Origin of the sequence: Devosia sp. 1566, assembly GCF_004005995.1 — a bacterium.
Lineage (GTDB): Bacteria > Pseudomonadota > Alphaproteobacteria > Rhizobiales > Devosiaceae > Devosia.
In genome coordinates this window covers 2,806,729-2,830,003 of sequence record NZ_CP034767.1, presented here as the reverse complement: position 1 = coordinate 2,830,003, position 23,275 = coordinate 2,806,729, and the positions used below count along the sequence as shown (strand labels likewise).

Genomic DNA, 23,275 nt, shown 5'->3' with positions numbered 1-23,275 from the left:
GTGTGGGGTCAGACCTGCCCCATGCCGCCATCGACACTAAGCTCGGTTCCGGCAACGAAACTGCTTTCATCTGAGGCGAGGAAAAGAACCGCGTTGGCCACTTCCTCGGCACGTCCCATCCGACCCAACGGAATCATGGATGCGAATGCCGTCCGGATGGCGTCCGCGCCTTCCTTGGAATCGGCTTGGCTATCGATGATCGGAGTGTCGATCGGGCCAGGGCTCAATGTGTTGACTCGAACCCCGCTTGCCTTGAGTTCTGCGGTCCAAGTTCGGGCGAAGGAGCGCAGCGACGCCTTGGTAGCGCTATAGGTGCTGTAGCCAGGAAGCCCCATATAGCTGGCCGCAGACCCGACGAGGATGATGGACCCGCCAGCTGCCATCAGAGGCAGCGCCTTTTGCGCAGTGAACATCGTGCCGCGCACATTGAGATTGAACGTCTTGTCGAAGCTCGCCTCGCTGATATCGCCGAATGTCACCGGGTCCACGAGACCGGCACTTGCCACCAGGATATCAAGCCTCCCCTTTGCCGACTTTACGGCACGGAAAAGCGTGTCGAGATCCGAGAGATTGGTGGAGTCCGCGCGGATGGCAGTGATGTCACCACCGATTGCCGCTGCCGCCCTGTCCAGGTCCACCTGCTTGCGAGCCGTGATGAAGACCGAAGCGCCTTCCTGCACGAACCGCAGAGCTGTTGCCAGCCCGATACCGCTCGTACCGCCAGTCACGACGGCAACCTTTCCTTGAAGCCTACCCATCATCGTCATCCAGAATTAAATCGGCACAAGACACTTCCAAACGGAGCGTTCGTTCGACCGTTGTCTGGATATAGACTTCTGCGAAGCCTGGATTAGTCGGCGCTTTTGTATATCATTCATGCTTTTGAGGAATGAATTCGCGTGGATCGCTTTACCCTGATGCTTTCGTTCACACGGGCTGTCGAGACCGGCAGTTTCACAGCTGTGGCCCGTGAAATGGGCGTTGGGCAGCCGGCCGTCAGCCGAAACATCGCGGCACTGGAAAAGCATCTCGGTGCACGCCTCATGCAGAGGTCGACGCGCAAACTCAGTCTGACGCCCGAAGGCGAACGTTTTTACCAGGAAGCCCGTGCCGTACTCGACGGACTAAACGAGGCGGAGGCGAATGCCCGCGGCGAAGACCGCCCCAGTGGACTTGTGCGTGTGGCCTGCGCGACCTCACTCGGCAGTCAGGTCCTGCTTCCCTGGTTGGGCGAGTTGTTGGAACGCTATACCGAGTTGCAGATGGACCTCCAGATCGGCGACCAGTACGTCGACCTTATCGGCGAAGGTGTCGACATAGCCATCCGTATCGGGACCCTCCGTGATAGCGCCATGCGTGCCAGGCGGATCGGCAGTTCTGTAAGAGTTTGCGTCGCCAGCGCCACTTATCTTGAGAGACGCGGCGAGCCGAAAGTCCCGGACGACCTCAAAGATCACACCTGCATTGTCTATACGTTGCTGACCACAGGAGCGTGGTCGTTCAGAAGCGGAGACATCCCGGTCACTGGACGCTTAAAGGTGAATTCTATCGACGCCGTGTATCGGGCAGTGCGTGACGGGCTCGGGATTGGTTATGGCCCGTTCTGGCTTTTCGAAGATGCCATACGGAGCGGATCTGTGCGGGTGGTTCTCGCAGATCATCTGGGCGAGCCCACGCCGATCAACATCCTTTACTCCGCGACACGGCTCCTGCCGCGGCGTGTTAGCGTGGTCATGGACTTTATTGCCGATAAATTCTCCCACGAGCCAGCTCTGAACGCGCCACAATTGCTCGAGAACACCGTGACTGGGTAGCGGTCTGGAACCTAAAGCAAAGCTCTAGCACAGCGTGTGGCCTGCTTCTTCTTCGGCTCCGTTGCTGAAAGCCGGCATTCAGCTTCCCACCCCCATGGTGGCCGTTCCGGGTCGCTGAGCCGGATTGGTGGCTTGGGTGGCTGCTGGGGTAGGGGGTAGCGGCCCGATACTGCCGCTAGAGATGAAAGTGACCGGCGGATTCGGGTTGGTAAAGTACCCGTTCGATGCGGATCTGCTGTGGACGATCGGACACCAGCCAGTCGATGGCATGGCCTTCACCATAACCCAGGATTGCGGCGCCGAGGTCGGAGAGCACCGAAAGCTTGCCCGAGTTTTTGTCCGCGTCTTGCGGATAAACCAGCGTCACGTCGCGCTGCTCGTCGTCCAGCTGCAGCACGAGCCTGGAATTCATGGTGACGACATCGCGCGCGACGCGCAGGGGATCGACCACAATGGCTCGTTCGATCTCGTGTTCGAGGTCCACAATGGCCGGTCCTTGCTCGTAGGCCATCAGGTCCTGGAGGCGGGCTTTGTCCATCTCGGTGATGTAAATCTCGGCGGCTTCGGCCATGGCTCCGTCACGCAGGCGCTGCAGATAGCGGGCAGAGGTCATGGACAGGGCGGTGAGCCCTGGTGTTTCCCGATCGACCACAAAGCCGCAGCGCTCAAAGGCCTTGAGTGAGCGGGTGTTGTCCGGATGGATCTTGGCGATGACGGTGCGGGCGCGCATATCGAGAAAGGCGAGCTTCAGCCCTTCGCGGATGGTGCTGGTGCCGAGCCGGCGACCCCAGTTGTCGTGATCGCCGATCACCAGGACGATTTCGCAATCAGGGCCGGTCTTGACCAGGCGGACGAAGCCCACGGGCCGATCAGTGCGATCATGGGCCATGAAGAAGCGTCCGCCCTGGTTAAACAAATGGGTCAGGATCGGCAGCTGCGTTCGATCGACGGCCTGGGCGATGAAGCGGGACACGTTGCTTGAATCACTGAGATAGCGCGTGACGCGTTCATCTTCCAACCAACGCATCAGGATCTGGGCGTGGGTCCGCGTGATTTCCGGACGCAGCGCCACAAAAGGCTTGTTCATCTTCGCCACCTTGGTCGCAAGAATGAAAGCCTGTCACGGTCATGGCCGTGCTGGTTCTTTCGGGTCAGAGCTGAAAAACAGGAAAGCACACCATAGCAAGGATGTACCCGCCAAGGCCAGCGCCGGGGTGCTCACGTGGACGTGCCGGGGTCAGGCCCCGGGCTGCGACCCAGGGACGCGCATTTGCATGGCCCTGGCATCCATGTGGGGCCTGTTGCCTTATAGGTGCAGCGGCGCGCCGTGCCCCCGCATCATGATGAGGAAACCAACCGTGCTCGACGAAATCTGGTCCACCGCCGTCAACGAATTTTCGGATGTTCCAGACGTTTCGACCATTACACGCATTGCCATGCGGTTGCTGCTCGCTGCCATGCTTGGCGGGATCCTTGGCTATGAGCGTGAACGCAAAGGCAGAAGCGCTGGGGTGCGCACCCATATGCTGGTTGCCGTGGGGGCGGCACTGTTTGTCATCGGACCGACCCAGAGTGGCATGCCGATCGAGGATATGTCGCGGGTCTTGCAGGGCATTGTGCAGGGGATCGGCTTCCTCGGCGCCGGCGCGATTATCGTGCGCACGGCAAAGAACCAGGTGGAGGGCCTGACCACCGCCGCCAATATCTGGGCCACTGCGGGCATTGGTGTCATTGCCGGTTTGGGCCTCGAAGCTACCGCGGTGCTGTCGGCGGCTGTTATCCTCATCATCCTGGCGGCGGTGCCACTGATCTTGCCGTCAAAAGCCGATAACGGCGATAGCCAATAGGCAAGCTCCAGGCCCGGAGGGGACACGAGGGCAGGTGTGGTCTGCGGATTTTATTTACTCGCCGCTCCCTGCGGTTTATCTGCGGTGGTGGCAGGATCCTTGCGGCACAAACGAGTAGGCGAAAGCGGTGAACGATAGGCCAGCGCGGGCGAAGGGAGGATCGGAGCGCGTTTCCTTCCGGCGCCCACTGGTCCATGGGGGCCTCGAAACCCTCGCCGCTCACTATGTGCGCCAATCGTTCAAACCCCATTTTCACCCGCAATACCTGATTGGGGTGATCACAGCCGGCGTGCATTCGGTTTGGTGCCGGGGTGAGCAGCTCAGCGTGAGCGCGGGAACCGTCATGACCATGCGGCCAGGCGACGTGCACCACGGCAATGCGGCGGTCGAGGGTGGTTGGGGGCAACGGATGTTCTATGTCTCCGAGCAAACCATGGGGGACATCCTGGGAAATCGGGAAGGCCGCGAGGGCGTGCCCCTGCCGGACTTCAAGCTCTCCAACCGCCGGGATCCGTCCCTGGCAGAGCGGCTGGAACGCATCCACCAGGTTGTGCATGGGTCACGGCTGGCGCTGTCCCGGGACACGGCCCTTGATGCCCTGGGGGATGTGGTGGCCAGGCTTGCCGGTAACACTGCCCAAACAGAAGTGGCGATTATTCTTCCGGATCACCGCGCCCGAAACCTCGTCGACTACCTCCATGCCCATGTTGAAGAGGATGTCGGGCTCGACGTGCTGTCCTCGCTGGCCGAATTGGGTCGGCGGCAGACGATCGACTTGTTCAAGCGCCGCACCGGACTGCCGCCCCATGCCTACCATATCGGCTTGAAGGTGCGCCTGGTGCAGAACCTGCTTCGCGAAAGGCACTCGCTGGCTGCGGCGGCGGCCCAGGCGGGCTTTGCCGACCAGAGCCACATGACGCGGCACTTTACCGCCATAGTCGGCACCACACCGGCAGCTTATGCGCAGGCCTGACCGGGGCTGCACTTTTGTTCTATAGCTCGCCTGCGCCATCGCCTACCCACTGACAGCTAGACCGTGAGCCACAGTGGCGGGTCTGAGTTGAACGAGGGTAAAGACCATGACGGACAGGGTCCATGCGGCGGCAACACATGATCGCCGCTCCACCGGTTTGGCCGACCTGGCCGTGCTGGGCGTCGCGGTGGTTTGGGGGGCGAGCTACCCGGTCAGCAAAGGCGCATTGGCCTATGCGCCGGTTCTGGTCCTGATTTTCTACCGGTTTTTCGCCACTGCCTGCATCATGTCCATGCTGGCGCGGCGCGAACTGGCATCTGCTGCGCGGGCGGACCTGGTGCGGGCTGCTGTGCTCGGCGTTATTCTAGCAGTGATCTTTATTGCCGAGATCGCAGGCCTTGCCCAGACGAGCGCAACCAATGCGGCTTTGATCATTTCCTTGAGCACGCTCTTTACTCCGTTTCTGGACTATGCGCTGGCGCGGCGCGTGCCGCCCCCCATCGTCATTGTTGGCGCGGTTATCGCCTGCGCTGGCGTTGGCTGCCTTGTGGGTGGACTGACCGCATGGTCGCCCGGGGATGGGCTTATTCTCCTTGCCGCCATGCTTCGGGCGGTCATGGTGGTTGCCACCAAGCGATTGATGGCGGGACGCGCATTGTCGTCCGTGGCGCTGACTGCCACGCAAGCTGTCATCGTCAGCGCAGTCGCGCTGGCGATGCTTTGGAGCACTCAGGGGCTTGGCGCGCTTGTTGTGGCGGCCGGCCCGAGCTTTTGGGCCAGCGTCGCCTTTCTGTCGCTGTTTTGTACGATCGCGGCCTTTTACGTCCAGAATGCTGCGGTCCGCCGAACGAGCCCGACCAGGGTTGGCTTTCTGATGGGAACCGAGCCGCTGTTCGGTTTTGCGTTAGCGCATCTCCTTTTAGCTGAGCCTGTAACCGCATCGACGCTTGTTGGTGCAGCCCTGATCGTGGCTGGGACATTCCTCGGCATGGCAGGCGAACGCCGGGAATTGATGCAGCAGGATGCCCGGGCAGGGTGACGGGTGCGGGTGAGGCGCCGGCCGGTCCGCTATTCGGCGGCGAGTTTTTGGGCGGCGGTGTGGGGGGTGAGGAGGGTGGGGAGGTCCAGAGTGATGAGGGCGGTGATCAGGTGGTCCATGAGGGAGCGCATGGTGTCAAAGCCGCTGTTTCGATCCAGGGTCGCTTCGTTCATGTAGAGGTGGCGGCTGATTTCGATCTGGAGGGCGTGCACCCCTTGCTGGGGGCGGCCATAGGCGCGGGTGGAAAAGCCCCCGGCATAGGGGCGGTTACGCGCAACGCGCAGGCCCGCCGCGCTGAAGATGGTTTCCACCATGTCGATCAGGGCCGGGGTGCAGGTGGTGCCATAGCGGTCGCCAAGCACAATATCGGGGCCGGAGCGGTCGCTCGGACGGTTGATGCGCGGCATGGAATGGCAATCGATCAGCACCGCGACGCCGAAGGTGCCGACGGCTTCGTTGAGCAGCTTTTGCAGTGCGGCATGGTAGGGCTGATAAATGCCCTCGATACGCATGCGCGCGTCCTCAAGGGTCAGCCGGTCGCGATAGATGGGCTTGTTTTCAGCCACGACGCGCGCGAGCGTGCCAAGGCCGGCAGCCACGCGCGGCGAGGTGGTGTTGAACCTTGGCCCAAGGGGCTCGTCGAACATGGAGGGGTCCAGTTCCCACGGCTCACGATTGACGTCGAGATAGGCCCGGGGGAAATGCGCGCGTAGCAGGGGAGCCCCGAGATGGGGTGCGCGGGCAAAGAGTTCGTCGACAAAAGCATCCTCGGACTGGCGGATCGAGAGATTATCGAGCCGGGTCATGGCAAGGAAGCGTTCGGGATAATTGCGGCCCGAATGGGCCGAGTTGAACACCAGGGGCGCCACGAGGCGGCGCGGCCGGATCGTTTCAAACGCTGGCTGATCCCAATAGTCGGACCGCACAGTCCCTCCCGATAGGCTTGGGCGCCGTTCTGCGACGCGGCGCCGTTTACCCCCGCAATGTGGCCCGTGGCACGCGGCTTGTCCAGTTGATCAAGATAATTGTAAGGGCCAGCTGCCCGGTTTGCGTTATGGCTAACCTGGCATAAACATCCGTGGGATAATTTGCGACTCAGTGGCGAATTGGCCGGAGAGAGTGATGAGACGAATTCTGCTGGCGGAAGACGATAATGACATGCGCCAGTTTCTGACGCGGGCGTTGAAAAACGCCGGCTATGAGGTGGTTTCCTTCGATAATGGCCTTTCTGCCTATGAGCGGCTGCGCGAGGAGCCGTTTTCGCTGCTGCTGAGCGATATCGTGATGCCGGAAATGGACGGGATCGAGCTGGCGCGGCGCGCCACCGAACTCGATCCAGACCTGAAGGTGATGTTCATCACCGGCTTTGCCGCGGTGGCGCTCAACCCCGACAGTGACGCGCCCAAGGATGCTTCGGTTCTGAGCAAGCCGTTTCACCTCAAGGATCTGGTGAATGAAGTGGAGCGGCTGCTGGCCGCGTGATCAAACACGCTGGGGCGGCGCCTGAGCCGCCTTTGAATGGGGTGCTGGAATTGCCATCGCTGCGCGCAGATCTGGGCGCAGGTGGAGGCGGAAAAGCGGGGGAGCATTTTCTCCCCAGCGGCGCGCGCGAGGCCCCTTGACCACAAAGCAAGTTTTGTGGTCTATCCGCGCCATTGGGACGGCCTAGCGGCGGTTCCTTCCCGGAGAGATGGGCGTATAGCTCAGCGGGAGAGCACCTCGTTGACATCGAGGGGGTCACAAGTTCGATCCTTGTTACGCCCACCATCTCTCTAGTCTATTCGCCGATGGCGATGGGAGTATAGCTCAGCGGGAGAGCATTCGCTTCACACGCGAAGGGTCACAAGTTCAATCCTTGTTACTCCCACCATCCGCCCCTTCCTCGCGCCGGGGCGGCCTGCAAACAGCAATGACCTGCGCTTCCGGTGCTCACGTAGTAATCTACGTTGCGCGCCGGTTCTCGGACATTACTGTTTTCGACTCGCCCCGACCCGAAGCTGGGGCGGATGGTGCGTGACGACGAGCATTGATTCGCCGGTTTCTCGATGACTGCTGTCTGCGCCTGCCCTGCAAAGGGGATGGCATAACGCGCTTGCCGGGGCACTTTCTTCCCTCCCCCTTGAGGGGAGGGATTGAGGGAGGGGGTCGTCGTGGCGGGCACAATGCGGCCACGACGCTGACCCCCACCCCAGCCCTCCCCTCAGGGGGGAGGGAGGGCGGGAGCCTCGGTTCCGGCATGTTTTGGGGGAAGAGAAAGAACTTGGCGGCAGGTTCTAGCGGCTGATGAAAAGAGCTTGCGCGGGTAGCTGGGGCGGGAGCAGAAATGGGGGATGGCAAAGCGATTTCCCCAGCTCGAATCCCACCATCACAAGTTCATTGCGGCCCAGCACATGTTCTTCACGGCTTCTGCCGCGCCGACGGGGCATGTGAACATGTCGCCGCGGAGCACCGACATGTTCCGGGTGCTCGGGGACAATGACGTGCTTTATCTCGACCGCACCGGCAGCGGCAATGAAACGGCGGCGCATCTGCGGATCGATCCGCGGCTGACCATCATGTTTTGCGCTGTGGACGGGCCGCCGCTGATTCTGCGGCTGTATGGGCAGGGGCGGGTGATCCATCGCGAGAGCGAGGAATATGCCACCCTGTTGGCCGAGCAGTTCGGGGGCGAGGCGCCGCTTGGGGCGCGACAGATGGTGCGGCTCGAGGTCGAGCTGGTGCAGAGCTCGTGCGGCTATGGCGTGCCGCTGTTCGATTATCGCGAGGAGCGCCCGCAGATGGATAGCTGGGCGCGGGCCAAGGGCGTCGATGGCATCGAGGATTATTGGCGCGAAAAGAACCAGGTGAGCCAGGATGGCTTTCCCACGGGGCTGTTCGAGGCGCCGGTCACCTCGGCTTGAACGGCTCGGAGGGGTTGGGCCTGTCGCCAGGGCGGGTGCAGCACTATATGAAAGCCATGTTGAAATTTTGGAACAAGCGGGAGAATGGCATGGATGCTCATGCATTTCCGGTCACGCGGACCGATGAGGAATGGCGCAAGCGGCTGACGCCCGAGCAATACCAGGTGATGCGCAACCACGGCACCGAGCGGCCGGGGTCCTGCGCGCTGCTGCATGAAACGCGGGCGGGTGCGTTCACCTGCGCCGGTTGCGACCAGCCGTTGTTCGAATCGACGCTGAAGTTCGAGAGCGGCACGGGCTGGCCGAGCTTCAACGATCCGCTGCCCGGTTCGGTCGAGACCTCCGAGGATCGCTCCTACGGGATGGTACGCACGGAGTGCCATTGCTCGCGCTGCGGCAGCCATCTGGGGCATGTGTTCCCCGATGGTCCCCCGCCCACGGGGCTACGCTATTGCATCAATGGTGTGGCGCTGAATTTTTCGCCTGCCGAATAAGACATAAGAGCCCTGGAGTGATCCGGGGCTTTTTTGTGCCCGGCCTCGGGGGCACGCCCTCGTGGTTCGAGGCTCGCGAAGAGCTCGCACCTCACCATGAGGGCTACTGGGAACTCGATGCATCAACAGGCCTCATGGAGAGGTGCGCTTTTGGCGCCTCGAACCCAAGAGGGCGTGGCCCTAAGTTCCCCTTGGTTTGGCGCGGGCGGTGGGGCGCGCCCCGGCGGGATCGTCGGGCCAGGGGTGGCGGGGATAGCGGCCCTTGAGCTCCTTGGCGACATCGCGCCAGGAGCCGGCCCAAAAGCCCGGCAGATCGCGCGTGGTCTGGATCGGGCGGTGGGCGGGCGATAGCAGCACGAGAACCAGCCGAATGCGGCCATTGGCGATGGTGGGATGGCGGGTGAGGCCAAACAGTTCCTGCGCGCGAATCTCGATCGCAGGGCCGCCTTCGGCGGTGTAGTCGATGGGCACGGCATTGCCGGTCGGGGCGGTGAAATGGCTGGGCAGCAGGGCTTCGATTTCCTGGCGCCGCGCGAAGGGAAGCAGGAGATCCAGCGCGGTGCGCAGCTGTTCGCCGGTGATTTCGGAGAGTTTGGTCAACCCGTAAAGGGCGGGGGCGAGCCAGGTGGCGGTGCTGTCGGCAAGGGCCTCGGCGCTGAGGTCGGGCCAGTCGTCGCCCAACGTGGCGTGCAGGTAATTGGCGCGGGCGCGCCAGGCCTTTTGCTCGCGGCTCCAGGGAAGGGCATCGACGCCACGCCGCGCCGCCGCTTCGGCCAGCAGGGCAGCGGCGGCTTCCGGATCATCAACGGGCACGGGTTCATCGGCAAGGCGCAGCGCACCGAGGCGCCGGGTGCGGCGCGCGCGGATGCTGGCGCTGGCCTCGTCAAAGCTGAGGCTCGTTTCGGTGGTGATCTTGTCGGCAAAGAGGGTTTCGAGCTCGGCACGCTCCAGCGCAGCGGCGGCGCGGATGCGGGCGGTGGCGGCAGCGCCGGTCAGATCGGTGACGACGAGAAAGGGCACGGCGGCGAGGGCTTCGGTGGCTTCCATGCTGGCTTGCCGGCCATTGGCGAGGCGGAAGCGCCCGCGCGCACCGGCGGATTGGGCGACGCGGTCCGGGAAAGCGCGGGCGAGATGATGGCCGACCAATTGCGGTTCGGTGTTGTCGGCGGCGCTGCCGCCAGCGGCTTTGGCCCAGCGGGTGGCAAGGGCGCGGGCATCGCGGGCGCGGGGTGAGCGATCGAGGCGAAAGCGATCGAGGCGATGGGCTAGATCGATGCCGTCGCCGCCAAGGCCGCGTTCGGCAAGCAGCACGGCCAGTTCCGCGGCGGTTTGCGCGTCGCCATCGGCGGCACCTTCGACCACCATATGGGCGAGCCGGGGATGGAGCGGCAGGCGGGCCAGGGCCTTTCCCGCGGCGGTAAGGCGGCCTGCCGCATCGAGGGCATCGAGGCTTTGCAGCAGGGCGACGGCCTCGCTCCAGGCCGGGGCGGGCGGGGGATCGAGAAAGGGGAGCTGGCTGGGATCGGCGACGCCCCAGGCGGCGAGATCGAGAGCAAAGCCGGCGAGGTCAGCCGCGAGGATTTCGGGGGTATCGAAGGGCTGGAGCGCGGCGTTCTGGCCTTCGTTCCAGAGGCGAATGCAGTGGCCGGGGGCGGTGCGGCCGGCGCGGCCACGGCGCTGATCGGCCCCGGCGCGGGACACCCGGCGGGTTTGCAGGGTCGAGAGGCCGGTGGCGGGCTCGTAAACGGGGACGCGGCGAAAGCCGCTGTCGACGACAATGCGGATGCCTTCGATGGTGAGCGAGGTTTCGGCAATCGAGGTGGCGAGCACGATCTTGCGCTGGCCGGGCGGGGCGGGCTGGATGGCGCGGTCCTGCTCGGCCGGGGTGAGCTGCCCGTAAAGCGGGGCGAGACTGATGTGGGGCGGCAGGCGTTCGGCGAGGCGTTCGGCGGTGCGGGCGATTTCGCCCTGGCCGGGCAGGAAAACGAGCGCCGAGCCCTCATGCTCGCGCAGGGCGGCAAGGACGGCCGTGGCCACGGCGTCTTCGAGGCGGGCGAGGGGATCGGGCTCGCGATATTCGGTCGTGACCGGGAAAGTGCGGCCAAGGCTTTCGATGACGGGTGCATCGTTGAGGAGGCGCGCGACGGCAGCGCCATCGACGGTGGCGGACATGACGAGGACGCGCAGATCGGGGCGGAGCGCGGCGGCATCGAGGGTGAGGGCGAGGCCGAGATCGCCATCGAGGCTGCGCTCGTGGAATTCGTCGAAGAGGACGGCGGCGATGCCGGTCAGTTCGGGATCATCCACCAGCATGCGGGTGAAGACGCCTTCGGTGACCACTTCGATGCGGGTCCTGGGGCCAACCCGGCTATCCATGCGGACGCGATAACCCACGGTGGCGCCGACATCCTCACCAAGCAGGCGCGCCATCTGGGTGGCGGCGGCGCGGGCGGCAAGGCGGCGCGGCTCGAGCACGATGATGCGGCTATCGGCGCGCCAGGGCGCCTCCAGCAGGGCGAGGGGCACGCGGGTAGTCTTGCCCGCGCCGGGCGGCGCGACCAGCACGGCATAGGGGCCGGCGGCCAGCGCGTCGTGAAGGGCTGGGAGGGCTTGGTCGATGGGGAGGGGCGGCAGGGACATGGCCGGGGTTGTGGCGCATGGCGGGGCCGGGGGCAAGCGCCGCGAAAAGATGGGGGGCGTGTCGGCAAGGGCGGCTGGCGAGCGTCAGAGGGAGGGGGCAGCGTGAGGCTGCCGGGGTTGTGGGGACGAAGAATGATTATTGCTGGCTGGATCATGACGGGGCTCTTGGCGCTGTTCATGCTGGGTGCGTCGGTGGCGCCAAAACTGCTGGGCTCGACGCTGGCGCTGGAGCCGCTGCAGGCGGTGGGATGGCCGCCTAAATATCTGCTGCTGATTGGGGTGATCGAGGCGGTGTGCACCGTCCTGTTTGTGATCCCACGCACTTCGCTGCTGGGGGCGGTGTTGTTGACCGGGCTGCTGGGGGCGGCGCTGGCGGCCAATCTGCGGGTGGATAATCCGCTGTTCAGCCATACGCTGTTTAGCCTCTATCTGGGGGTGTTCGCCTGGGTGGCGCTGTGGCTGCGCGAGCCGCGGATCAGGGGCGTGTTTCCGTTGACGTGAGGGGGCGGGATCCAGTTGGTGGAGGGGCCTGAACCCCCACCCCGGCCCTCCCCTCAAGGGGGAGGGTGCAGAAAGTGCCCTGCAACGTCGTTGGCATGCTGGCGTTGAGACGCGAGCAGGTGTGAACGGGGCAGCGATTGGCGCAGTGCGGGGAGATCAGGATCGGGCTTTCGGGGTGGACCTACACGCCCTGGCGCGGCAATTTCTATCCTGAAGGGCTGCCGCAAAAGCGCGAACTGGCCTTTGCCGCGGTTCATTTCAATGCGCTCGAGATCAATGGCACGTTTTATGGGATGCAGACGCCCAAGTCGTTCGAGCAATGGCGCGATGCGGTTCCGGAAGGGTTTGTGTTTGCGCTCAAGGGGCCGCGCTATCTGACCCATATGCTCAAGCTCACCAATCCCGAGCCGCCGCTGGCCAATTTCTTTGCTTCGGGGCCGTTGGCGCTGGGGGAGCGGCTGGGGCCGGTGCTGTGGCAGTTTCCCGAGCGGTTTGCCTTCAACCCGGAGCGGCTCGAGGCGTTTTTTCGGCTGCTGCCGCGCGACACCGCGCAGGCGGCAGAGCTGGCGCGGCGGCATGACGGGCGGTTGCGGGCGCCGCCGCATTTCGGCGACGGGGTGGTGCGACCGATCCGGCACGCCATGGAAATCCGGCATCAGAGCTTTTGCGACCCGGTGTTTATCGAGCTGCTGCGGCGCTACGAGATTGCGCTGGTCTGCGCCGACACGGTGAGCTGGCCGCTGCTGATGGATGTGACGGCGGACTTTGTTTATTGCCGCCTGCATGGCTCGGAGGAGCTCTATAAGTCAGGCTATTCCCCCGCCCAGCTCGATAGCTGGGCCGAGCGGGTGCGGCGGTGGTCCACCGGGCAGGCGACCGATGGGAACTTTGTCACCGGTCCGACTGCGGATGGCGTAAAGCGCGATGTTTACCTGTTTTTCGACAATACCGACAAGCTGATGGCACCCGGAGATGCGCTAGGCTTGATGGCGCGACTCGGAGTGCAATGGGCGCCGCCCAATGCTGACGAGGCCAAGGCGGTGCGCATAGCGGCCCGTTCGCGTCGAACCCTTCCACAAATTTGAAAGGCAAATCCCATGGATCTGATCACCATCGCCAATGCAGATCTGCGCGTCGCCCTTGCGCCGATGGGGGCGGAAATGCAGTCGATCACCACCGCGGATGGCGGGGAATGGCTGTGGCATGGCGATCCGCAATTCTGGAATGGGCGGGCGCCGGTCCTGTTTCCCATTGTGGGCAAGGCGCCGGACGATCAGGTGAGCATCGAGGGGCAGATGTTCGCGATGAGCCAGCACGGCTTTGCGCGGCGGAGCATTTTCACGCTGGCTGAGCAGGGGGAGGATCACTGCCGCTTCGAGCTCAGGGCGTCAGAGGTAACGCACGAGGTTTATCCGTTCGAGTTCGTCCTGGCCGTGAGTTACCGGCTCGAGGGGCGCAAGGTCGTGGTGGAAGCGGAAGTCACCAATGCCGATGGGCGGCCGATTCCGTTTGGGCTCGGATTTCACCCCGCCTTTGCCTGGCCGCTGCCGGGCTGCGCGGGCGAGGAGCATCGCGCCGTGCTCGATAATGGGGCCGAGCCGGCGCGGGCCAAGCTCGAAGGGGGTCTGCTCGGCCCCGACATGCTGCCGTCGCCGTTCAAGGCGGGTGAACTGGTGCTGGAGCATGGGCTGTTTGATGAGGATGCGCTGGTGTTTCCGCAAGGAGCCGGCAGCGGCATCCGGTTCGTGGCGGAAAGCGGCAAGGGTTTGCACTTCACCTGGAGCAATCTGCCGGCCTTTGCCTTGTGGAGCAAACCCAAGATGGAGGCGCCGTTCTTGTGCCTAGAGCCCTGGCACGGCATGGCGGCACGGGTGGGGGCGGGTCCGGCGCTCGAGGAGCGGCCGTTGACGCTAACGCTGGTGCCGGGCGGGGTGGCGCGGTTCGGGTTTGCGGTTGAGGTGTTGGGGTAGGGGCAGCCGCCTTTCCGGTTTGCGGCGGGGCCTGAAGCCCCACCCTCGATCCCTCAAGGGGGAGGGAAGGCAGCGGTTGTTCGCATTTCTGGCGGCTGGGGTGGGATCTCGGGATGGGCCCCGGGTCAGGCCCGGGGTGACAATCGCGTGCTGGGCAGCGCCGGTGCAGTGTTGAGGGACCCCCTCCCTCGGTCCCTCCCCTCAAGGGGGAGGGAGGCGAAAGGGCCGATGCCCGGCGCTCGCAAGAGGCGCCGGCTTTCAGTTTTCGGAGAGGCCTGAACCCCCACCCTCGATCCCTCCCCTCAAAGGGAGGGAGGGCCGCGGTCGTTCGCACTTCTGGGGGCTGGGGTGAGATCTCGAGATGGGCCCCGGCTCAAGGCCGGGGTGACAATCGTGTGCTGGGCGGCGCCCGTGGACTGCCGGACAAGAATTATTCGGCGGCGGGGCGTTCGTCGATGAGGGCGTCGGGGCCGTTGGGGTCGCCGGGGGCGGTTTCGCAGTTGAGGTCGGGGAAGGCGACGACCCGGTTGTTGCGGAAGTCGAGGCGGACAACGAGGAGGCCGCGTTCCTCGAACCAGGTGAGGAGGCGCCGGGCGCGGCTGGTGGAGTGGGTGCCGTAAAGGCGCGCCACCGTGGCGTCGGAAGGGCAGGGTTCGCCGGCAAGGGCGGCTTGGGCCAAGACCAGAAAGACGCCCTGCACGTCGTCGGTGAGGGTTTCCGACATGGCGAGCGCGGCCTGCCAGCCATCGCTGTCGGCCAGTTCCTTTTCGGGCGCAACGCGGGCGACGGCGAGGCGGCGCTTGAAGGCCGGCAGTTCGGGCGGTTCGCCGGGGACGCGCCGGATGCGGCAGCGCACGAGGAAATCCTGATAGAGCACCGCCGTGGTGCGGAAGGCGGCGTCGGGGTCGCTCAAGAGTTCGACCATGATGGCGTCGATCTGCGAATCGCGCTCGGCTTCGTCGATCTCGGGGAACAGCGATTGCGGCGTCGGCTCGGCTTCCGGGCGCGCGCGGGCGACCTGGGCGAGTAGTTCATTGGTCGAGGGCGGCGGGGGCGGAGCGGGGCGGCGCACCACGGGACGGGCGAGCTCGGGCTCGGCGGTGAAGATCAGCTCGGCGGCATCCACCGGGGCTTCAAAGGGGGTGAGCTTGGGGCTCGTGGAGCGGGCCGAGGTTTCCACTGTGCCGATAACAACGGGCAGCGGTCGGCGCGAAATGGCGGGGCCCAGAGCGATGAAATGGCCGCGCGCGAGGTCGCGGAATTGCTCGGCCTGACGCTTTTCCATGCCCAGCAGATCGGCGGCGCGAGCCATGTCGATATCGAGAAAAGTGCGGCCCATGAGGAAATTGGAGGCTTCGGCCGCCACGTTTTTGGCGAGCTTGGCGAGGCGCTGCGTGGCGATGACACCGGCGAGGCCGCGCTTGCGGCCGCGGCACATGAGGTTGGTCATGGCGCCGAGCGAAAGCTTGCGCGCTTCGTCGGACACTTCACCGCCAACGGCGGGGGCAAAGAGCTGGGCTTCGTCGACGACGACGAGCACGGGATACCAGTGGTCGCGATCGGCATCGAACATGCCGCCGAGAAAGGCGGCGGCGGCGCGCATCTGCTGCTCGACATCGAGGCCTTCGAGGTTGAGCACGACCGAGACGCGGTGCTGGCGGATGCGGCCGGCAATGCGGGTGAGCTCGGCCTCGGTGCGGGCGGCATCAACCACGACATGGCCGAACTTGTCGGCAAGGGTGACGAAATCGCCCTCGGGATCGATGATGCATTGCTGCACCCAGGGCGCGCTTTGCTCGAGCAGGCGGCGCAGGAGGTGGGATTTGCCCGAGCCGGAATTGCCTTGCACGAGGAGACGGGTGGCAAGGAGTTCCTCGAGATCGAGCAAGGCACTTCCCTTGGAAACGCCGGCGCCGGTAGCGCCCATGTCGATCTGAACCTTCATTCCTGCTCCGGGTAGGCGCGGGTTCGTGCCGGTGGCGGGACTCGCGCATAGGGGGACGAAGGGCTTCCCTAGCATATCGGCCCGGCGATGAAAGCCGGGCCGAGCCGTTGAGTCACAGTTTACTTTGTCGCCGTCAGAGCCGCACGAGGGTGTCGACCTTGACCGGCAGGCCGGTGGCAAAGGACTGGTTGGCGGCAATGCCGGTGAGGATGGAGAGGGCGCCGTCGCGGTGATTGGCGCCATAGCCGGGTTTTGGCGTCGCATTGCCAAAAATTTCCTCAAGCATGATCTTGTCGCCGCCGCCATGGCCGCCTTCGCCATGCTTGACCGGGACCTGGCGCGCTTCGCCGCCCAAGGGGAAGTGGTAGAGCGTGACGCCCTTGGCGGCCCCTTCGGTGTCCGAGGTGGACCCGGCATTGATGTAGGAGGTTTCGTGCACGGTGAGCTCGAGGCGCCCACCGGTGCCGTTGATGGCGACGTTGAAGCCTTCCCAGGGCGCATAGGCATAGAGGGAATAGGTCATCACCGCCTTGTTGCGGTAGCGGACCATGACATTCATCGTGTCTTCGATGGAGATGCCGTCACCAAAGACGTTCTGATCGCGCTGATACCCATCTTCCTTCTCAGCGTCCCAATAAAGGCCCTTTTGCACCGGGTTGCTGGTGAGATCGATGGCGAAGGGGTCGTTCTTCGCGGCCTCCACGCCGGTGGTGCGGGTATAGGGGGTGAAGATGCCGCGCTCTTCGGCATTGGCGCGGCCGTAGAATTTGAGGTCGCCCATGCCAAAGACGGTATCGGGCTGGGAGCCCAGCCAGAAATTGACGAGGTCGAAATGGTGGGTGGACTTGTGCACCATGAGGCCGCCCGAATTGCGCTTGTCGCGGTGCCAGCGGCGGAAGTAATCGGCGCCGTGGCGGGTATCGAGCAGCCATTCGAAATGCACGGAAGTGGGGGTGCCGATGGCGCCTTCGGCGATCAGTTCGCGTAAAGCGGAATTATGCGGGGCGTAGCGATAATTGAAGGTGACGCGGACCTGCTTGCCGGTGCGCTCGACGGCGTCGAGGATGGCCTGGCACTTTTCGGGGTCGGTGGTCATCGGCTTTTCGGTGATGACGTCGCAACCGGCTTCCAGCGCCGCGATGATGTAGTGGTGGTGGGTGCGATCGATTGAGGTGACGATCACCGTATCGGGCTGGTGCTGTTTGAGCATGGCGCCGAAATCGCTGGCCTTGAAGGTGGGCACGGCCTGGCCGCCCAGCTCGGTTTCGATCACGCGGTTGGTGAAATCCATGCGCACCTGATTGGTGTCGCAGAGCGCCAGCAGGCGGGAATGCTCGCGATGGGGCCCGAAGATCGCTTCATAGAACATGCGGGCACGACCGCCGGTGCCCACCAGCGCGTAAGTCTTGGCCATAGGGGAAAACTCCGGTCTTGAGGTAACGAGGCTGCTTTCGCATCTACCATACAAGATTGGGCTGTGGCACTACTTCTTTTATGATGCGCCGCGCGATATGCACTGGGAAAGCCCGGGCAGGCAGGCCCCGGCGCTGGCGTGCATTCGATCCTGCCCGGAGTTGAGCAAAGCAAGTGGTGGCCGATGTGACCCAAACCGGCGAAGAAACCATGGCGCTGCGCGTCGTGCGGGCTTTGCGCGACGACATCATCACCATGGCCCTCAAGCCGGGCGATGTGATTTCGGAAAGCGATATCGCCGCTAAATATGGCGTGTCGCGTCAGCCGGTGCGCGAAGCTTTTATCCGGCTGGCGCAGCTGGGGCTGCTGCTGATCCGGCCCAAGCGCGCGACGGTGGTCAAGAAAATCTCGCCCGATGGGGTGCGCCAATCCCGGTTCATCCGCGAATCGATCGAAGTCGAGATCGTGCGGCGCCTGGCGGCGCAGCCCGCGCCGGGCGTGCGCGCCGAGCTCGAGGCGCTGCTCGCGGAGCAGGAGCAGGCTTCACTGGCCGACGACCATCGGCGCTTCCACGAGCTCGACGAGTTGTTTCACCGAGTGCTCGCGCGGCTGGCGGGGGTGGAATATGCCTGGCAGCTGATCGACGATCACAAGATGCAGCTCGACCGGGTGCGCTATCTGACGCTGGGCGTGTCCTCGAGCCAGCGCGCCATTGCCGAGCATCGGCAGATTGTGGATGCGGTGGCGGCCGCCGATCCGGTGGCGGCCGAAGCGGCGATGCGGGCGCATCTGGCCCGGGCCGAAGTGCTGCTGGCCCAGACCATTGCCGATTTTCCCGAATATTTCGACGAAGGCTGAACCGAGCCCCAGCCGATTGGGGCTGGGGGCGGAACCGGCTCGTGCAGTTGCCCCTTTCTCCCCAGCGGGTTAAGCCGGGGTCAAGGCAAGGGAGAGTGGCGATGAAACAGCGGCGATTGGGCAAGACGGGGTACCAGGTTTCCGAGATCGGCCTGGGCTGCTGGCAATTGGGTGGCGGGTTCGGGCCGGTGGGCGACGAGACCGCCAATGCCATTCTGGATGCGGCCGATGCGGCTGGCGTCAATTTCTGGGACACGGCCGATGTTTATGGTGGGGGCCTCAGCGAAAGCCGGATCGGCGCGCACCCCAAGAACGCGCAGGTGCGGGTGGCCACCAAGCTCGGGCGCGGGGGCGGGTTGTTCCCCAACAATTACAGTTTTGAGGGCGTGCGGGCGAGCCTTGAGGGTTCGGCGCGGCGGCTGGGCGTAGCGACGCTGGACCTGGCGCAGCTGCATTGCGTGCCCACCGCGGTGTTGCGCGAAGGCTCGATCTTTGGCTGGATGGACCGGTTGCAGGCCGAAGGGCTGGTGCGCCACTGGGGCGCGAGCGTTGAAACGATCGAGGAAGGGCTGCTCTGCCTCGAACAGCCGGGGCTCGCGACCTTGCAGATTATCTTCAATGTGTTGCGCCAGGACGCCGCCGAGCAGCTGTTGCCCAAGGCGGCGGAACGCGATGTCGGCCTCATCGTGCGGCTGCCTCTGGCGAGCGGGCTGCTGTCGGGCAAGTTCAGCCGCGATACGCAGTTCGAGGCGACCGACCACCGCAACTTCAACCGGGACGGGGAAGCCTTTTCGGTGGGCGAGACCTTTTCGGGCATCCCCTATGAGCGGGGGCTGGAACTGGTGCAGGAACTGAAGGGACTCGCGCCCGAAAGCATGCCGCTGAGCCAGTTTGCACTGCGCTGGATCCTTGATCACCCGGAGGTGTCGACGATCATTGCGGGGGTGAGCAAGCCCGAGCAGCTGGCCGACAATGTGGCCGCAAGCGAGCAGCGGAGCCTCTTTCCCGCGCTCAATACGCGGCTCAAGGAATGGTATGAAAAGGACGTGAAGCCGGCCATTCGCGGCGGGGTCTAGCGGGGGCGAAGCTCGCAAGTTGCGAGTGGGTTGAACCGCCCGAACCCCCACCCCCGATCCCTCCCCTCAAGGGGGAGGGAGGGCTTGCCCCTAGCGGATCAGGCTTGGGCTGCTTACCTTGGGGGCAATTGTCAGGCAGTCGAGTAGTCATGTTTTCCCATCCCGCCTTTGAACTGGTCCGCGACGAACGCATCGCTGACGTGGATTCCCAAGCGCTGTTGTATCGCCACAAAAAGACCGGGGCGGAGGTTCTGAGCCTCGTCAACAGCGATGAGAACAAGGTGTTTGGCGTCACCTTCAAGACGCCGCCCACCGATTCCACCGGGATCGCGCATATTCTCGAGCATTCAGTGCTGTGCGGGAGCCGGAAATATCCGGTCAAGAAGCCGTTCGTGGAGCTGATCAAGGGGTCGCTCAACACGTTCCTCAACGCCATGACCTTTCCGGACAAAACGGCTTATCCGGTGGCGAGCCAGAACCTCAAGGACTTCTACAACCTTGTGGATGTGTATCTCGATGCGGTGTTTTTCCCGCTCCTGACCGAAGACACCTTCCACCAGGAGGGCTGGCATTACGAGCTCGAGGATGCCAAGGCGCCGCTGGTCTACAAGGGCGTGGTCTTCAACGAGATGAAGGGGGTGTTTTCTTCTCCCGATGCGGTGATGCGCGACTTGTCGCAGCGCTCGCTTTATCCCGATGTGACCTATGGCAAGTCTTCGGGCGGCGATCCCAAGGCCATTCCCGACCTGACCTTCGCGCAGTTCAAGCGCTTCCACGAGAAGTTCTACCATCCCTCCAATACGCGGGCGTTCTTTTCGGGCGACGACGATCCGGCGCAGCGGCTCGATATTCTCGACGCCTATTTCTCGCAGTTCGAGCGGGCGGAGGTCGACGCGGAAGTCGGGCTGCAGCCGCGCTTTAATGCGCCGCGCCAGCTCCACGGCACCTATGCGGGCACTAAGGACGCCGACAAGCCGCGCGACGGGATGATCTCGGTCAACTGGATGATCGATCCGCCCGCTGATCGCGAGGAAGCGCTGTCGCACGGGCTGCTGAGCTATTTGCTGGCCGGCAATCCGGCGGCGCCGCTGCGCAAGGCGCTGACCGAATCCGGGCTGGGCGAGGGCATGACAGGCGGGGGGATCGGCTCGGGGCTGCGCCAGCCGATGGCGAGCTTTGGCATGAAGGGGATCGACCCGGCCAATGCGCCCAAGGTCGAAACGCTGATCCTCGATACGCTGGCCGCGATCGCGGAGCGCGGCTTTCCGGGCGATCAGCTCGAGGCGGCGATCAACACTTTCGAGTTCTCGCTGCGCGAAAACAATACGGGCTCTTATCCGCGCGGGATGACCTATATGTTCACCGCGCTCGCGACCTGGCTGCATGGTGGGGATCCACTGGCGCCGCTGCATTTCGAGACGGCATTGGCGGCGCTCAAGGAGAAGGCGCAAGGGGGCCATTTCGAAGGCGAAATCCGCCGGCTGTTCCTCGACAATACTCACCGCACCACGGTGACGCTCGAGGCCGATCCGGAGCAGGGGGCGCGTGAAGCGGCGGCGGAAGCCGACAAGCTCGCTCAGGTGCGCGCCGGCATGGACGAGGCGGCTATCGCAGCGACGATCAGCGAAACCGAAAAGCTCAAGCGCCTGCAGGAAACCGCCGATGATCCGGCTGATCTCGCCAAGATCCCCACACTGACGCTGGGTGACCTCGATCGCGAGATCCGCAAGGTGCCGGTGGAAACCGGCGAAATCGGGGGCGCGCGGCTGTTCTACCACGACCTGCCAACGCTCGGGATCGTGTATCTCGATCTGGGGTTCGACCTGCATGTGTTGCCTGACGAGCTGCTGCCCTATTTGCCGCTGTTTGGGCGGGCGCTGCTGCAAACCGGCACGAGCAAGCAAGATTTCGTGGCGCTGACGCAGCGCATCGGGCGCAGCACGGGCGGGATAAACCAGCATCGCGGGCTTTCGGCGATGCAAGGGAGCGCCGAGACGGCGGCGTGGTTCTTCCTTTCGGGCAAGGCGGTGGCCGACAAGGTCGAGGAATTGCTCGCCATCATGGGCGATGTGCTGCTCGATGCGCGGCTGGATAACCGCGAGCGGTTCCGGCAGATGGCGCTCGAGGAAAAGGCAGGCTTTGAAGCGCGGCTGGTGCCGAGCGGCAATGCCATTGTCGATACCAGGCTCAAGGCCGGCCTGACGCAGGCGGGCGCCCTGTCCGAGCGCATGGGCGGGATCAGCTATCTGCAGTTCCTGCGCGAACTGGTCGGGCGGATCGACAGCGACTGGGCCGGCGTGCAGCAGGTGCTCGAAACCATCCGCGACACGCTGTTTAACCGCCCGCATATGGTGGTCAATGTGACCACTGACGGCGCTTTGTGGAACCAGGCGCAGGGCGAGATCGGCGCGTTCACCGAACGGCTGCCGGCGGTGGAACAGCCACTACAGCAATGGCCGGGGCCGCTGGCGGCGCGCTCGGAAGGGCTCGTGATCCCGGCGCAGGTCAATTATGTCGGCAAGGGCGCCAACCTCAAGGCCTTGGGGTTCGAGGTTTCGGCCGCCGCGAGCGTGGCGCTCAAATATCTCAACACCACCTATCTCTGGGACAAGGTGCGGGTGCAGGGCGGCGCTTATGGCGGCTCGAGCCGGTTTGACCTGACCTCGGGCAATTTCTCGTTTTTGAGCTATCGCGATCCCAATCTGCTCAAGACGGTCGATGTCTATGACGGCGCGGCCAAGGCGCTGGCGGCTGGGGTGGGCGAGAACGATTTGACGCGTTCCATCATCGGGGTGATCGGGGATATGGACGGTTACCAGTTCCCCGATGCCAAGGGCTATGGCTCGATGTGGCGGCAGCTGACCGGCACGACCGATGCGATCCGCCAGCAGCGGCGCGACGAAGTGCTCAATGCCAGCAGCAAGGATTTCGCTGAACTGGCGGAAGCCGTTGCGGCGGTGGCGAGCCATGGGCATGTGGTGGTGCTGGGCGGGGAAGCCGCTATCACTGCCGCCAATGCGCAGCGGCCGGGACTGCTCGACGTGAGCAAGGTCCTCTAGGGGACAGCGCTCGGGCGCCGGAAAGGGAATGCTGCATGTCGCAGGCTGAAGGCTCGCTGGAGCGGCTGGTGCGCAAGGTGGAAGCGCGGGCCGCCGCCGGTGAAGCGGTGTCGATCGGCGCCTTGCGCAATGTCGCTGGAGCGCAGGCGGCGGGGCCGATGCTGCTGCTGCCGGCGCTGATCGTGGTCTCGCCGCTCAGCATCATTCCGGGCGTGCCCTCGCTGGTAGGGCTCAACACGGTGCTGGTCGCGGGGCAGCTGATGCTGGGGCGCAACCGTATCTGGCTGCCGGGCTGGCTGGCGCGGCGTTCGCTGGCGCCCAAGCATGTGGGCAAGCTGCTGAGCTTTTTGTATCCGGTGAGCCGGATGGCGGACGGGGTGGTGCGGCGGCGCTGGCTGGTGTTGACCGGTACCTGGGCCCGACGACTGGGGGCGGGGGTGTGCGTGCTGATGGGCGCGATCATGCCGCTGCTGGAGTTCATCCCGCTGTCCTCGACCATCGCCGCTTCGGTGATCGCCATCTTTGCGCTGGCGCTGTCGGCGCGCGACGGTTTGCTGACGCTGGTCTGGTGGGGGTGCCTTGCCGTGCTGGTGGCGCTGGGGCTGTGGCTCGCGCCACAGGCGATCGGGCTGGTGTTCGGGGTGGACGTGCCCGATCTTGTACCGCCGCTCGAAGGCACACCGCTCGAGATCCTCGATCCGCTGCTGCCGGGGGGAGACGGCTCGGAGACGCCCTGAACCTCGCGA

The 23,275-nt window shown here is 64.5% G+C and carries 20 protein-coding genes and 2 tRNA genes; 16 read left to right on the top strand and 6 right to left on the bottom strand.

What is annotated here, in order from left to right; translation table 11 throughout:
- Positions 1–8 precede the first annotated feature (8 nt).
- The gene (locus ELX51_RS13655; protein WP_127755289.1) at positions 9–758 is read right to left on the bottom strand and encodes a glucose 1-dehydrogenase; all 750 of its coding nucleotides are present in this window, start codon (positions 756–758) and stop codon (positions 9–11) included.
- Positions 759–899: 141 nt separating this feature from the next.
- On the opposite strand from ELX51_RS13655, the gene ELX51_RS13650 reads away from it, so the two are divergent.
- Positions 900–1,814, top strand: a complete 915-nt coding sequence (locus ELX51_RS13650; protein ID WP_164854870.1) for a LysR family transcriptional regulator — start codon at positions 900–902, stop codon at positions 1,812–1,814.
- 175 nt (positions 1,815–1,989) lie between these two features.
- Here ELX51_RS13650 and ELX51_RS13645 read toward each other — a convergent pair whose 3' ends face one another.
- Positions 1,990–2,901 (bottom strand): GNAT family N-acetyltransferase, encoded by a 912-nt coding sequence (locus ELX51_RS13645; protein ID WP_127754040.1) that lies wholly within the window; start codon positions 2,899–2,901, stop codon positions 1,990–1,992.
- A gap of 271 nt (positions 2,902–3,172) precedes the next feature.
- On the opposite strand from ELX51_RS13645, the gene ELX51_RS13640 reads away from it, so the two are divergent.
- The 3 genes from ELX51_RS13640 to ELX51_RS13630 all read left to right on the top strand — a co-directional run bounded on the left by ELX51_RS13640 (position 3,173) and on the right by ELX51_RS13630 (position 5,673).
- Positions 3,173–3,661: an MgtC/SapB family protein gene (locus ELX51_RS13640; RefSeq protein WP_127754039.1), complete on the top strand. Its 489-nt coding sequence runs from the start codon at positions 3,173–3,175 to the stop codon at positions 3,659–3,661.
- A gap of 127 nt (positions 3,662–3,788) precedes the next feature.
- On the top strand, positions 3,789–4,634 hold the full coding sequence (locus tag ELX51_RS13635; protein ID WP_127754038.1) for an AraC family transcriptional regulator: 846 nt from the start codon (positions 3,789–3,791) through the stop codon (positions 4,632–4,634).
- 106 nt (positions 4,635–4,740) lie between these two features.
- On the top strand, positions 4,741–5,673 hold the full coding sequence (locus ELX51_RS13630; protein WP_127754037.1) for a DMT family transporter: 933 nt from the start codon (positions 4,741–4,743) through the stop codon (positions 5,671–5,673).
- A gap of 29 nt (positions 5,674–5,702) precedes the next feature.
- Here ELX51_RS13630 and ELX51_RS13625 read toward each other — a convergent pair whose 3' ends face one another.
- Positions 5,703–6,599: an N-formylglutamate amidohydrolase gene (locus ELX51_RS13625; RefSeq protein WP_127754036.1), complete on the bottom strand. Its 897-nt coding sequence runs from the start codon at positions 6,597–6,599 to the stop codon at positions 5,703–5,705.
- Between the two features lie 196 nt (positions 6,600–6,795).
- Between ELX51_RS13625 and ELX51_RS13620 the strand changes: the two genes are divergently transcribed.
- The 5 genes from ELX51_RS13620 (at position 6,796) to msrB (ending at position 9,067) form a co-directional block, all read left to right on the top strand.
- Complete coding sequence (locus ELX51_RS13620; protein ID WP_127754035.1) at positions 6,796–7,155, top strand: response regulator; 360 nt, start codon at positions 6,796–6,798, stop codon at positions 7,153–7,155.
- Between the two features lie 210 nt (positions 7,156–7,365).
- Positions 7,366–7,440: transfer RNA gene (locus tag ELX51_RS13615), tRNA-Val, on the top strand.
- Between the two features lie 28 nt (positions 7,441–7,468).
- Positions 7,469–7,543, top strand: a tRNA-Val gene (locus ELX51_RS13610).
- Between the two features lie 460 nt (positions 7,544–8,003).
- Entirely contained in the window at positions 8,004–8,573 is a 570-nt protein-coding gene (locus ELX51_RS13605; protein WP_127754034.1) for a pyridoxamine 5'-phosphate oxidase family protein, read from the top strand.
- Between the two features lie 89 nt (positions 8,574–8,662).
- Complete coding sequence (msrB, locus tag ELX51_RS13600; protein ID WP_127754033.1) at positions 8,663–9,067, top strand: peptide-methionine (R)-S-oxide reductase MsrB; 405 nt, start codon at positions 8,663–8,665, stop codon at positions 9,065–9,067.
- A 180-nt stretch (positions 9,068–9,247) separates the two neighbouring features.
- Here the strand turns inward: msrB and hrpB are convergent, their stop codons facing one another.
- Positions 9,248–11,707 carry an ATP-dependent helicase HrpB gene (gene hrpB / locus ELX51_RS13595; RefSeq protein ID WP_127754032.1) on the bottom strand — a complete coding sequence of 820 codons (2,460 nt, stop codon included), beginning with the start codon at positions 11,705–11,707 and terminating at the stop codon, positions 9,248–9,250.
- 132 nt (positions 11,708–11,839) lie between these two features.
- On the opposite strand from hrpB, the gene ELX51_RS13590 reads away from it, so the two are divergent.
- From ELX51_RS13590 to ELX51_RS13580, 3 genes are all read left to right on the top strand, one after another.
- Positions 11,840–12,208: a DoxX family protein gene (locus tag ELX51_RS13590; RefSeq protein WP_127754031.1), complete on the top strand. Its 369-nt coding sequence runs from the start codon at positions 11,840–11,842 to the stop codon at positions 12,206–12,208.
- 137 nt (positions 12,209–12,345) lie between these two features.
- The gene (locus ELX51_RS13585; RefSeq protein WP_127754030.1) at positions 12,346–13,293 is read left to right on the top strand and encodes a DUF72 domain-containing protein; all 948 of its coding nucleotides are present in this window, start codon (positions 12,346–12,348) and stop codon (positions 13,291–13,293) included.
- A gap of 12 nt (positions 13,294–13,305) precedes the next feature.
- Positions 13,306–14,178, top strand: coding sequence for an aldose 1-epimerase family protein (locus ELX51_RS13580; protein WP_127754029.1), 873 nt, complete (start codon positions 13,306–13,308; stop codon positions 14,176–14,178).
- 430 nt (positions 14,179–14,608) lie between these two features.
- Here the strand turns inward: ELX51_RS13580 and ELX51_RS13575 are convergent, their stop codons facing one another.
- Positions 14,609–16,123, bottom strand: a complete 1,515-nt coding sequence (locus tag ELX51_RS13575) for an ATP-binding protein (RefSeq protein WP_127754028.1) — start codon at positions 16,121–16,123, stop codon at positions 14,609–14,611.
- Between the two features lie 133 nt (positions 16,124–16,256).
- Positions 16,257–17,537 carry a Gfo/Idh/MocA family oxidoreductase gene (locus ELX51_RS13570; protein WP_127754027.1) on the bottom strand — a complete coding sequence of 427 codons (1,281 nt, stop codon included), beginning with the start codon at positions 17,535–17,537 and terminating at the stop codon, positions 16,257–16,259.
- Between the two features lie 176 nt (positions 17,538–17,713).
- On the opposite strand from ELX51_RS13570, the gene ELX51_RS13565 reads away from it, so the two are divergent.
- From ELX51_RS13565 to ELX51_RS13550, 4 genes are all read left to right on the top strand, one after another.
- Positions 17,714–18,394 (top strand): GntR family transcriptional regulator, encoded by a 681-nt coding sequence (locus tag ELX51_RS13565; protein ID WP_206524627.1) that lies wholly within the window; start codon positions 17,714–17,716, stop codon positions 18,392–18,394.
- A gap of 101 nt (positions 18,395–18,495) precedes the next feature.
- Positions 18,496–19,470 carry an aldo/keto reductase gene (locus tag ELX51_RS13560; RefSeq protein ID WP_127754025.1) on the top strand — a complete coding sequence of 325 codons (975 nt, stop codon included), beginning with the start codon at positions 18,496–18,498 and terminating at the stop codon, positions 19,468–19,470.
- Positions 19,471–19,619: 149 nt separating this feature from the next.
- Complete coding sequence (locus tag ELX51_RS13555) at positions 19,620–22,529, top strand: insulinase family protein (RefSeq protein WP_127754024.1); 2,910 nt, start codon at positions 19,620–19,622, stop codon at positions 22,527–22,529.
- 35 nt (positions 22,530–22,564) lie between these two features.
- The gene (locus tag ELX51_RS13550) at positions 22,565–23,266 is read left to right on the top strand and encodes an exopolysaccharide biosynthesis protein (RefSeq protein ID WP_127754023.1); all 702 of its coding nucleotides are present in this window, start codon (positions 22,565–22,567) and stop codon (positions 23,264–23,266) included.
- The last annotated feature ends 9 nt before the right edge of the window (positions 23,267–23,275 follow it).

Bases quoted from the DNA above. Each gene is read 5' to 3' on its own strand.
- ELX51_RS13575 (WP_127754028.1), bottom strand. From the start codon at position 16,123: ATGAAGGTTCAGATCGACATGGGCGCTACCGGCGCCGGCGTTTCCAAG.
- ELX51_RS13655 (WP_127755289.1), bottom strand. From the start codon at position 758: ATGGGTAGGCTTCAAGGAAAGGTTGCCGTCGTGACTGGCGGTACGAGC.
- ELX51_RS13605 (WP_127754034.1), top strand. From the start codon at position 8,004: ATGGCAAAGCGATTTCCCCAGCTCGAATCCCACCATCACAAGTTCATT.
- ELX51_RS13570 (WP_127754027.1), bottom strand. From the start codon at position 17,537: ATGGCCAAGACTTACGCGCTGGTGGGCACCGGCGGTCGTGCCCGCATG.
- ELX51_RS13590 (WP_127754031.1), top strand. From the start codon at position 11,840: ATGATTATTGCTGGCTGGATCATGACGGGGCTCTTGGCGCTGTTCATG.
- ELX51_RS13555 (WP_127754024.1), top strand. From the start codon at position 19,620: ATGTTTTCCCATCCCGCCTTTGAACTGGTCCGCGACGAACGCATCGCT.
- hrpB (WP_127754032.1), bottom strand. From the start codon at position 11,707: ATGTCCCTGCCGCCCCTCCCCATCGACCAAGCCCTCCCAGCCCTTCAC.
- ELX51_RS13560 (WP_127754025.1), top strand. From the start codon at position 18,496: ATGAAACAGCGGCGATTGGGCAAGACGGGGTACCAGGTTTCCGAGATC.
- ELX51_RS13645 (WP_127754040.1), bottom strand. From the start codon at position 2,901: ATGAACAAGCCTTTTGTGGCGCTGCGTCCGGAAATCACGCGGACCCAC.
- ELX51_RS13620 (WP_127754035.1), top strand. From the start codon at position 6,796: ATGAGACGAATTCTGCTGGCGGAAGACGATAATGACATGCGCCAGTTT.
- ELX51_RS13630 (WP_127754037.1), top strand. From the start codon at position 4,741: ATGACGGACAGGGTCCATGCGGCGGCAACACATGATCGCCGCTCCACC.
- ELX51_RS13580 (WP_127754029.1), top strand. From the start codon at position 13,306: ATGGATCTGATCACCATCGCCAATGCAGATCTGCGCGTCGCCCTTGCG.
- ELX51_RS13550 (WP_127754023.1), top strand. From the start codon at position 22,565: ATGTCGCAGGCTGAAGGCTCGCTGGAGCGGCTGGTGCGCAAGGTGGAA.
- msrB (WP_127754033.1), top strand. From the start codon at position 8,663: ATGGATGCTCATGCATTTCCGGTCACGCGGACCGATGAGGAATGGCGC.